This is a genomic window from Streptomyces odonnellii (assembly GCF_000981895.1).
Lineage (GTDB): Bacteria > Actinomycetota > Actinomycetes > Streptomycetales > Streptomycetaceae > Streptomyces > Streptomyces odonnellii.
This window is the reverse complement of sequence record NZ_LATD01000607.1, coordinates 1-3109: the sequence shown is the minus strand read 5'-3', so window position 1 is coordinate 3109 and position 3109 is coordinate 1. Positions and strand designations below refer to the sequence as shown.

3 protein-coding genes are annotated in these 3109 nt (G+C 72.2%); all 3 read right to left on the bottom strand.

Annotation, left to right across the window (positions count from 1 at the left end; translation table 11 throughout):
* Positions 1–77: 77 nt before the first annotated feature.
* The 3 genes from WH07_RS35595 to WH07_RS35585 are packed head-to-tail and all read right to left on the bottom strand — an operon-like array spanning position 78 to position 3107.
* Entirely contained in the window at positions 78–536 is a 459-nt protein-coding gene (locus tag WH07_RS35595) for a hypothetical protein (protein ID WP_046509372.1), read from the bottom strand.
* On the bottom strand, positions 533–1696 hold the full coding sequence (locus WH07_RS35590) for a molybdopterin-dependent oxidoreductase (RefSeq protein ID WP_046509370.1): 1164 nt from the start codon (positions 1694–1696) through the stop codon (positions 533–535). Before WH07_RS35590 ends, WH07_RS35595 begins: the two co-directional genes overlap by 4 nt.
* Positions 1697–1703: 7 nt before the next feature.
* A complete protein-coding gene (locus WH07_RS35585; RefSeq protein ID WP_046509368.1) occupies positions 1704–3107 on the bottom strand; it encodes a hypothetical protein in 1404 nt (467 codons plus the stop codon).
* Between the last annotated feature and the right edge of the window lie 2 nt (positions 3108–3109).

Here is a 3109-nt window from a genome sequence, read left to right as displayed (position 1 = left end):
CCTTCCGGGTGGGGGCGGCGGACCCGGCCGACGATACGTCGTACGGCGGGGGTTGCCCGGCCGCCGTGCCAGGACGGTCAGCCCTCTGTTCCCGCGCGTTTGCGGAACCGGCCGGCCAGGGCGGCGCATCCCATGGCCAGAGCCGTGGCCGCGGCCGTACTTCCCACCACGATCGCCCAGTTCAGCGGATAGTCGTGCGGGAGTACGGACGGATTGCCCGGTTTTCCGGGGCGCAGCAGCAGGGGCAGCGCGAGCAGGGTGAGACAGCCCGCCGTCAGCAGTCCGGCGCGCAGCACCGGGCGGAACCGGGTTCCGGCGATGAGCAGTCCGGCGGCGAGGACCAGCGGGACCAGGACTCCGTCATGCAGGACGACGGCTCCGGCGAGCCAGAGAGCGACCTCGGCCAGACCGCCGGGGCCGGTACGGCCGAGGAGTTGCCAGCCGCCGAAGCCCAGGGCGAGTACGCCCACGGCTCCCAGGACGGTCCGCGTGAAACCGGCGGCGCCCCTCGGCCTTGTGATACGCGTGGTGCTCATGCCAGGACCTCCAGCCGGGTGACCCACTTCGTCTGGAGCGCGCCGGGTCGGTTGGGCGCGATGATCCGCGCGGGATAGCCGTGATCGGGTGCGAGGACCGCGCCGTTGAGACGCAGGGCCAGCAGGGTGAGTCCGTCACGGGTGTAGGCGCGGTCCATCTCGGTGACGCCGTAACCGCCCCGGCGCTGCAAGGAGACGATCCGCAGTGGCGCTCCGTCGGGCAGTCCCGCGCGCGCCAGCAGGTCCTTGATACGGACGCCTTCCCAGTGCGCCGACTTCGACCAGCCCTCCACACAGGCGATGGGCAGCTCGGCCCGGTACTGGCGCATCGCGCGCAGCTCGGCCAGGGTCAGTTCGTACGGCTTCGGGCCGTCCACCCGCAGCCGCCAGGAGCGCAGGTCGTCGCCGGTGATTCCGGCGGCGGCGAACGTGCGGTTGACGGGCAGTCCCTGGGGGCCGGTGTCGGGGTCGCGCGGCGCGAGCAGCGCCAGGTCCTTGAGCGGGGTGACGGACTGGCCGGCCGATACGAGGGTGACGGCACCGACCGACGCGGCGAGCCCGAACAGCAGCGACCGCCGGTCCACGCGGTCCGCGGCGGGTTCGGCCCCGTCCCCGCCCGGATCCACGGCGGCCTCCGGATCGGCAGTGGCCGGACGACGCCAATGCGCCGCGATCACCGGTGCTTTCACCGCGAGATGGAGCAGCAGCGAGCCGATGACCACCCAGGCGAGCGACCAGTGGACCTGCCGGAAGGAAAAGGGCCACGGATACCACTGCACGGTATTGAGCAGCCCCATGAACACTTCGAGCAGAGTGGCCGCCACCAGTACCGCGATCGAGGCGCGCTCCAGGGCGTGGAGTACGGAGCGGACCGGGGGCCGGACGAAAAGGCGCGGATAGACCGTCCACAATTTCACCAGCAAAAGCGGAATGGCGGCGATACCGCTGATGACATGAAGTCCTTGGGTGACGCGGTATCCGGATATGGGCCGGGTCGGAAGATGCCCGGCGAGCCATATGGGCGGCTCCTGGAGGTAATGGCTGAACACCCCGGTGAGAAAGCAGACCAGAATGGCCGGTCCGAGCAGCCGTCCCACCACGGTGGCGGTACGGGGATCGTGGGAGCGGCCCCGGAAACGGGGCGGAAAGGGCACGGGCATCGTGTTCTCACCAGTTCGTCAGCAGCAGATGGTTGACCAGCAGGGCCGTGCACGCCCCCGCGGCCAGCCAGCCGCGGCGGTCCCGTACGGGCAGCAGCGCGGCCAGGGCAGGGAGCCACAGGGCGAACGGCAGCCAGATGCGCTCGGTCTCGGCCTTGCTCATCCCGGACAGATCGGCGATGACCAGCGCCAGCAGCACGGCCCCCACCAGCAGCACGAACCGCGCGTCCGCACCGCCCTCCGCACCGCCTTCCGTACCGCCGTCTCCACCGGGCTTTCTTCCTTGGCTCAGCGGGAGCGGCCGGCGCAGGGCGCGCCCCAGCCCGGCGAAGGAGGCGAGCCCCGCGGTGACGACGAGGGTGGAGAGATTGGCCCACACCCAGTAGCCATAGGGGCGTTCACGGGCGACCCCCTGGTAGTAGCGCTCCACCAGCAGGTCGTACGCCTCCCACCACCGGAACCCGGCCAGCAGAAACACCGCCGTCACCGCCGCGAACCCCAGCAGGGCGAACGGCAGCGGACGGGCCGTGCGGGTGATCAGGAGCACCGCCACCGCCGGGACCGCCATGAGCGTCAGTCCGTACGAGAGGTACATGGCCAGGCCGAGGAGCAGCCCTGCGCCCGACGCGGCAGCCCAGGGCGCCCGTACGGTCCGGGTCGCCGCGAGTGTCAGCAGGGCGAGGGCCCAGGCGGCGACGGCCGTGAAGTAGCCGTCGGCGGACGCGCCGATCCAGACGGCCGCCGGGGCGAGGACCAGAAAGGGCGCGGCGGCGCGCGCTGCCCGCTCGGCGCCCAGCGCGCGCATCGTGACCAGAACGGCGGCGGCCGTCGACGCGCCCGTGGTGATGCAGAACGCCGAGGCCCAGGCCCCGCCGCCGAGGCCGATCCGGTCGAGTCCTACGAAGGTCAGCACGGCGGCCGGGGGGTGGCCGGCGATATGTGTCGGCCAGTAGTCCGGCGAGTACATCAGGATGTGGTGGGTGAAGTCGCGCAGGGTGGCGGGGATGTCCTGGAACCGGTCGACGGCGCTGAGGTATTCGTGCGGGGTGGTCAGCCGGCCCGCCACGCCCCGCTGCCAGCCGTCCACCAGCGCCAGTGACCAGATCCAGGCCATGGCGGCGGCCCAGCTCCCCCAGACGAGCCGACGCCAGGACAGCCTGGCGGCGAGGCCCGGCCCGTACCCGACGACCAGGGCGGCGACGAGCAGCGCGGGGACGGTCCCGGGGCCGAGGTGCGGCCTCCACTCGGCCAGCAGGGGTGCCCAGGAGACATGGAGGGTGCCGTCGTACCGCTCGATCAGCGCGCCGGCGACGGAGGCGACGAGATAGAGCAGTACGCCCGCTCCGGCGGCCAGCAGATCGGGGCGACGGCCCGCGGACGCGGGGGACGACGGGCGGGCGTACTGCTCTATCT

Bases quoted from the DNA above. Each gene is read 5' to 3' on its own strand.
- WH07_RS35595 (WP_046509372.1), bottom strand. From the start codon at position 536: ATGAGCACCACGCGTATCACAAGGCCGAGGGGCGCCGCCGGTTTCACG.
- WH07_RS35590 (WP_046509370.1), bottom strand. From the start codon at position 1,696: ATGCCCGTGCCCTTTCCGCCCCGTTTCCGGGGCCGCTCCCACGATCCC.